This window comes from Pseudomonas sp. LFS044 (genome assembly GCF_047978245.1).
GTDB lineage: Bacteria > Pseudomonadota > Gammaproteobacteria > Pseudomonadales > Pseudomonadaceae > Aquipseudomonas.
Genome location: NZ_JBFPFX010000023.1, coordinates 94,437 through 100,714 on the forward strand (window position 1 = coordinate 94,437; position 6,278 = coordinate 100,714).

A 6,278-nucleotide genomic window follows, 5' to 3' on the forward strand; every position below is an offset into this window, starting at 1 on the left:
CATGCCTGAACATCCGCTACATCGCTTCTTTTCCGCACAGAGGCCCAGGCCGACATTCGAGTGGGAGCGTTACCAGCAGCGCGATGTGCTGATCATCGATCACCCCCGTTGCCAGGCGGTGTTCAGCCGCCAGGGCGCGCAGTTGCTGCACTTCCAGCCGGCCGGCGAGCGGCCCTGGTTGTGGTGCGCCGAACAGTGGCCACAAGTGGGTGCGATCCGTGGAGGCGTGCCGGTGTGCTGGCCGTGGTATGGCCGCCATCCCAGCGAAGACCTGTGGCCGGCCCATGGCTGGGCGCGCCTGCTGGACTGGAAGCTGGTGGACAGCCGCGAGGACGAGGAGGGCGTCAGCCTGAAATGGCGCCTGGACCTGTGCGATTGGCAGGTCGACCTGCATGCCCGGCTGGGTAGCCGCATGGAGCTGAGCCTGAGTACCGAGCACCAGGACAGCGAACCCTGCCAGCTGAGCCATGCGCTGCTGGCCTACTGGCGTATCAGTGACGTCTCCGAGATAGCGCTGTCTGGCCTTGAAGACATCGAAGGGTATGACCGCCTGAACCGGCAAGCCTGCCGCCAGGACGGCGCCTTGAAGCTCAACGGCGGCTGCCAGAAGGTGTACCCCGGCACGCCGCGGGTGCAGCTGCAGGACCCGGCCTGGCAGCGCGAACTGTGCATCGACACCGGTGACAGCGACGACACCGTGGTCTGGCACCCCGGCAACCGGCCACTGATGGGTGTGACGGGGCGCGAGTGCCAGGGGTTCGTTTGCGTGGAAGCGGCCAGCGGCAGTGGCGAGGGCCTGAGCCTGGCGCCGGGCCAGCGCGCCCACCTGCGGCTGCAGGCGCACCGGCTCAGTTGAGTTCGTCGTCCTCGATCGGGTAGCGGCTGGCGTTGAGGCTTTCCTTGATCTTGCGCAGGTGTGGCTGGAAGTCCACGCCACGGCGCAGGGTCATGCCGGTGGCCAGCACGTCGAGCACGGTCAGCTGGATGATGCGCGAGGTCATCGGCATGTAGATGTCGGTGTCTTCCGGTAGCGGGATGTGCAGGCTCAGGCTGCAGGCCTGGGCCAGCGGTGAGCCGGCTGCAGTCAGGCCAAGCACCGAGGCGCCGTTTTCGCGGGCCACGCGGGCCACTTCGACCAGTTCGCGGGTACGCCCGGTGTAGGAGATGATCACGAACAGGTCACCGGTATGCGCCACCGAGGCCAGCATGCGCTGCATCAGTACGTCGGCATGGGCCGAAACCGCCAGGTTGAAGCGGAAGAACTTGTGCTGCGCATCCAGCGCCACTGGCGCAGAAGCGCCCAGGCCGAAGAAGTGGATCTGCCGGGCCTGGATCATCATGTCCACGGCGCGGCTGACCTGTTGCGGGTCGAGTTGTTGGCAGGCGCTGTCGAGCGAGGCAATGGCACTGCCGAATATCTTCTGGGTGTAGGCTGCAGGGTCGTCGTCGGCCTCGACCGCGCGGCTGACGTAGGCAGCGCCGCTGGCCAGGCTCTGCGCCAGTTGCAGCTTGAGCTCGGGGTAGCCGCTGACACCGAACGAGCGGCAGAAGCGGTTGACGGTCGGCTCGCTGACCTTGGCCGCCTGGGCCAGCGCGGCAATGCTGAAGCGGGTAGCTTGTTGCGGGTTGAGCAAGATGACTTCGGCGACTTTGCGTTCGGCCTTGTTCAGCTCGTCGAGGCGTCCCTGGATCTGCTCCAGGAGGTTTCGCACGCGGTCCATGGGTGTGTCCTTGGGTCGGGAAGACAGCCGGCCGCCGGAGCAGCAGGCTTTTTGCACGGTCGTCTATCGTACTGGCGGTGCGTGTGGCGCACCACTTGTCTGTAACACTCGTGTGTAATGTTGTGGTTTTTACTACATTATCCCTTGAAAACCGTATGTGAAAGCGGTATTCCTAGACCAACTTTAGGAAAGAACCAACATCATGGCTGCGATCAGTGTCGAACCTTGCACCTTTGCCCTTTTCGGCGCCCTCGGCGACCTGGCATTGCGCAAGCTGTTTCCTGCGCTTTACCAGCTCGACCGCGCCAATTTGTTGCACGCGGATACCCGCTTGCTGGCGCTGGCCCGCGAGGCCGGTAGCGCGCAGGAGCACCTGAATACCATCGAGGCGCACTTGCGCAAGCATGTGGCAGAGGGTGACCTGGAGCCGGCAGCGCTGGGGCGTTTCCTTGGGCGCCTCAGCTACCAGCACCTGGATTTCCTGCAGCCGGAGGGCTACGAGGCCCTGGCCGAGCAGGCGCCTGCCGAGCTGCCGTTGATTGCCTATTTCGCGACTGCGGCGGCCGTGTACGGCGCCATTTGCGAAAACCTCGACAAGGCTGGCCTGGCTTCGCGCACTCGGGTAGTGCTGGAAAAGCCCATCGGCCATGATCTTGAGTCATCGCGCCGGGTCAACGATGCCGTGGCGCGCTTCTTTCCGGAAAGCCGTGTCTATCGCATCGACCATTACCTGGGCAAGGAGACGGTGCAGAACCTGATCGCCCTGCGCTTTGCCAACAGCCTGTTCGAAACCCAGTGGAACCAGAATTCCATTTCCCACGTGGAAATCACCGTGGCTGAAAAGGTGGGTATCGAAGGCCGCTGGGGCTATTTCGACAAGGCCGGCCAGCTGCGCGACATGATCCAGAACCACCTGTTGCAGCTGCTGTGCCTGATCGCCATGGACCCGCCCAGCGAACTGTCGGCCGACAGTATCCGCGACGAGAAGGTCAAGGTACTCAAGGCGCTGGCGCCGATCACCGGTGAGGGGCTGACCACCCGCGTGGTGCGCGGCCAGTACATCGCCGGCTACAGCGATGGCAAGCCGGTGCCCGGCTACCTGGAAGAAGACAACGCCAACGCCCAGAGCGACACCGAAACTTTCGTCGCCCTGCGCGCCGATATCCGCAACTGGCGCTGGTCCGGCGTGCCGTTCTACCTGCGCACCGGTAAACGCATGCGGACCTTCGTTCACGAAGAAGGGCGGTTACCACACGAACTTGCAGCGGATCTCGGGCGCTACCGGCGCCGCGTGTTCGTCGAACAACTCGGTTGGGAGCTCCCGTCGGCGAACGAAAGCTTCGAGCGCGACCAGTTCGATCGCGACGATACCGTGTACGTGTTCGCGCGAAATGCCGGCGGCGACGTGTGCGGATGTGCGCGCCTGCTGCCCACGACGCGCCCGTATCTGCTGCAGTCGCTGTTCGCCGACCTGATCGCCGCAGACATGCCGCTGCCGCAATCGGCGGCCGTCTGGGAGCTGTCCAGGTTCGCGGCGACCGACGACGAAGGCGGGTCGGGCAATGCCGAGTGGGCCGTGCGGCCGATGCTCGCGGCCGTGGTCGAATGCGCGGCGCAGCTCGGCGCGCGGCAGCTGATCGGCGTGACGTTCGCGAGCATGGAGCGGCTGTTCCGCCGGATCGGCATACACGCGCACCGCGCAGGCCCGCCGAAGCAGGTGGACGGACGTCTGGTGGTCGCATGCTGGATCGATATTGATCCGCAAACGTTTGCGGCATTAGGAATCAAGCCGGGGCAGGCAGCCCGGCAAGCCATCGCCGCCTGAATGCCGCAGAAGCTGTCGCAGATCGTCATCCACTTCAAGGAAACACCTCACTACATTTTCGCCCCGGAGCAGCGTTTGCAGGTCGGCAACAAGCTGATCATTCGCCTGCAGCCAAGCGAAGGTATTTCCTTGCGGGTGATGACCAAGGAGCAGGGCCTGGACAAGGGCATGCAACTGCGCAGCGGCCCGTTGCAGCTGAATTTTTCCGACACCTGGCGCACAGCGCGTATTCCGGATGCCTACGAGCGCTTGCTGCTTGAAGTGATGCGCGGCAACCAGAACCTGTTCGTGCGCAAAGACGAAATCGAATACGCCTGGAAGTGGTGCGACCAGTTGATCGCTGGCTGGCAGAGCGCCGGGGATGCACCCAAGCCCTATGCGGCTGGGTCGTGGGGGCCGATGAGCTCGATTGCACTGATTACACGAGATGGGAGGGCGTGGTATGGGGATATCTGAACTGCAATTGCCGGCAACGGTGAAGGCGCATCAACTCGATGATGCCAAGGCGCTTTCGGCGACGCTGGCCGTCGATGTTGCCCTACGCCTGCGTGCGGCCATTGCCGCGAAAGGGCAGGCTTGCCTGGTGCTGTCCGGTGGCCGCAGCCCGGTGCCCTTCCTTGAGAAGCTGGCAGCCGAGGCGCTGGACTGGTCGAAGGTAACCGTCAGCCTGGCTGACGAACGCTGGGTGCCGGTTGAGCACGCCGATAGCAACGCTGGCCTGCTTGCCCGCCACTTGTTCCAGGGCGCAGCGGCCAGGGCCCGCTTTGTCGGTTTGTATCAACAGGCGGAAAACCTCGACGCGGCAGCGCTGAAAGCTGACCAGGCGTTGGCCGAATTACCCGCCATCGACGTGCTGGTGCTGGGCATGGGTGACGATGGCCACACGGCCTCGCTGTTCCCTAGCAGCCCCAACCTGGCTGAAGGCCTTGACCTGAACAGCAAGCGCCGCTGCCTGCCATTGCTGGCGCCGAGCGTGCCGCACCAGCGCCTGTCCCTGACCCGTTCGCTGCTGGCCAGCGCCGCCTTCACCGCGTTGTCCGTCCAAGGCCCAGGCAAACTCGCTACCCTGCGCGCCGCGCTGGCGGGCAACGACTTAAACGAAATGCCGATTCGCGCCTTTCTTCACGCCCCCCTGGACATCTACTGGTGCCCATGAGCAAAGGATCCACTGTCATGACCACCCTTGAACGCCCACAGCCTCTGCTCTCGATGGCCGACAAAGCTGCCCGCATCGACGCGATCTGCAAGAAGGCGCGCATCCTGCCGGTGATCACCATCGCCCGCGAGGAAGACATCCTGCCCCTGGCCGATGCCCTGGCCGCCGGCGGTATCCGTACCCTGGAAGTGACCTTGCGCTCGCAGTATGGCCTCAAGGCCATCCAGGTGTTGCGCGAGCAGCGCCCGGAGCTGTGCGTGGGGGCCGGTACCGTGCTCGATCGCGGCATGTACGCAGCGGTCGAAGCCGCTGGTGCGCAGTTCGTGGTGACCCCGGGCATTACCCAGGACATTCTCGAAGCCGGCGTGGACAGCGACATTCCGCTGCTGCCGGGTATCAGCACCCCTTCGGAAATAATGATGGGCTATGCCCTGGGTTATCGCCGGTTCAAGCTGTTCCCCGCTGAAATCAGCGGCGGCGTGGCGGCGATCAAGGCCTTTGGCGGCCCATTCGGCGATATCCGCTTCTGCCCGACTGGCGGCGTCAACCCGGCGAACGTGCGCAACTACATGGCGCTGCCCAATGTGATGTGCGTGGGCGGGACCTGGATGCTGGACAGTAGCTGGATCAAGAACGGTGACTGGGCGCGAATCGAAGCGTGCAGTGCGGAGGCGATGGCACTGCTGGACGCCAACTGAATTTGTTGTGTGCTTTACGGCTTATGGGGCGCTTGGTCGGCGCCCTTTTTTTTGTCTGCAGGTTTTGTACTGATTGTACGGCCCTATCGCCGGCAAGCCGGCTCCCACAGGTACTCCACGCGTCTTGAAACCTGTGGCGATCCTGTGGGAGCTGTCTCATGGCCTTGGTTGACGGTTTTCTTGAGCTGGAACGCTCAAGTGGAAAATTGGAGTGGAGCGCCATCCTGCAGAAGATGGCGAGCGACCTTGGATTCTCGAAGATCCTGTTCGGCCTGTTGCCTAAGGACAGCCAGGACTACGAGAACGCCTTCATCGTCGGCAACTACCCGGCCGCCTGGCGCGAGCATTACGACCGGGCTGGCTACGCGCGGGTCGACCCGACGGTCAGTCACTGTACCCAGAGCGTACTGCCGATTTTCTGGGAACCGTCCATCTACCAGACGCGAAAGCAGCACGAGTTCTTCGAGGAAGCCTCGGCCGCCGGCCTGGTGTATGGGCTGACCATGCCGCTGCATGGTGCTCGCGGCGAACTCGGCGCGCTGAGCCTCAGCGTGGAAGCGGAAAACCGGGCCGAGGCCAACCGTTTCATAGAGTCGGTCCTGCCGACCCTGTGGATGCTCAAGGACTACGCACTGCAGAGCGGTGCCGGACTGGCCTTCGAACATCCGGTCAGCAAACCGGTGGTTCTGACCAGCCGGGAGAAGGAAGTGTTGCAGTGGTGCGCCATCGGCAAGACCAGTTGGGAGATATCGGTTATCTGCAACTGCTCGGAAGCCAATGTGAACTTCCATATGGGAAATATTCGGCGGAAGTTCGGTGTGACCTCCCGCCGCGTAGCGGCCATTATGGCCGTTAATTTGGGTCTTATTACTCTCTGA

The 6,278-nt window shown here is 63.5% G+C and carries 6 protein-coding genes and 2 pseudogenes; 7 read left to right on the plus strand and 1 reads right to left on the minus strand.

Going from position 1 to position 6,278, the window contains the following annotated elements; all coding sequences use genetic code 11:
• Nucleotide 1: 1 nt before the first annotated feature.
• A complete protein-coding gene (locus ACNQPL_RS19205) occupies nt 2-856 on the plus strand; it encodes a D-hexose-6-phosphate mutarotase (protein ID WP_346611905.1) in 855 nt (284 codons plus the stop codon).
• Here the strand turns inward: ACNQPL_RS19205 and hexR are convergent.
• Complete coding sequence (gene hexR, locus ACNQPL_RS19210) at nt 849-1,712, minus strand: DNA-binding transcriptional regulator HexR (RefSeq protein ID WP_172960401.1); 864 nt, start codon at nt 1,710-1,712, stop codon at nt 849-851. The two genes, ACNQPL_RS19205 and hexR, sit on opposite strands and share 8 nt — an antisense overlap.
• Before the next feature lie 211 nt (nt 1,713-1,923).
• Here hexR and zwf point away from each other — a divergent pair.
• The 6 genes and pseudogenes from zwf to lasR all read left to right on the plus strand — a co-directional run.
• Nucleotides 1,924-2,940, plus strand: a pseudogene (gene zwf, locus ACNQPL_RS19215) (glucose-6-phosphate dehydrogenase); the annotation flags it as partial.
• Entirely contained in the window at nt 2,938-3,546 is a 609-nt protein-coding gene (locus ACNQPL_RS19220; protein WP_131949441.1) for an acyl-homoserine-lactone synthase, read from the plus strand. The pseudogene zwf and the gene ACNQPL_RS19220, both read left to right, overlap by 3 nt.
• Nucleotides 3,547-4,002: pseudogene (locus ACNQPL_RS19225) on the plus strand (glucose-6-phosphate dehydrogenase); the annotation flags it as partial.
• Nucleotides 3,989-4,702 (plus strand): 6-phosphogluconolactonase, encoded by a 714-nt coding sequence (pgl, locus tag ACNQPL_RS19230; RefSeq protein WP_416467583.1) that lies wholly within the window; start codon nt 3,989-3,991, stop codon nt 4,700-4,702. The pseudogene ACNQPL_RS19225 and the gene pgl, both read left to right, overlap by 14 nt.
• Before the next feature lie 17 nt (nt 4,703-4,719).
• Entirely contained in the window at nt 4,720-5,400 is a 681-nt protein-coding gene (locus ACNQPL_RS19235) for a bifunctional 4-hydroxy-2-oxoglutarate aldolase/2-dehydro-3-deoxy-phosphogluconate aldolase (RefSeq protein ID WP_346611902.1), read from the plus strand.
• Nucleotides 5,401-5,558: 158 nt separating this feature from the next.
• Entirely contained in the window at nt 5,559-6,278 is a 720-nt protein-coding gene (gene lasR / locus ACNQPL_RS19240) for a transcriptional regulator LasR (protein ID WP_347032980.1), read from the plus strand.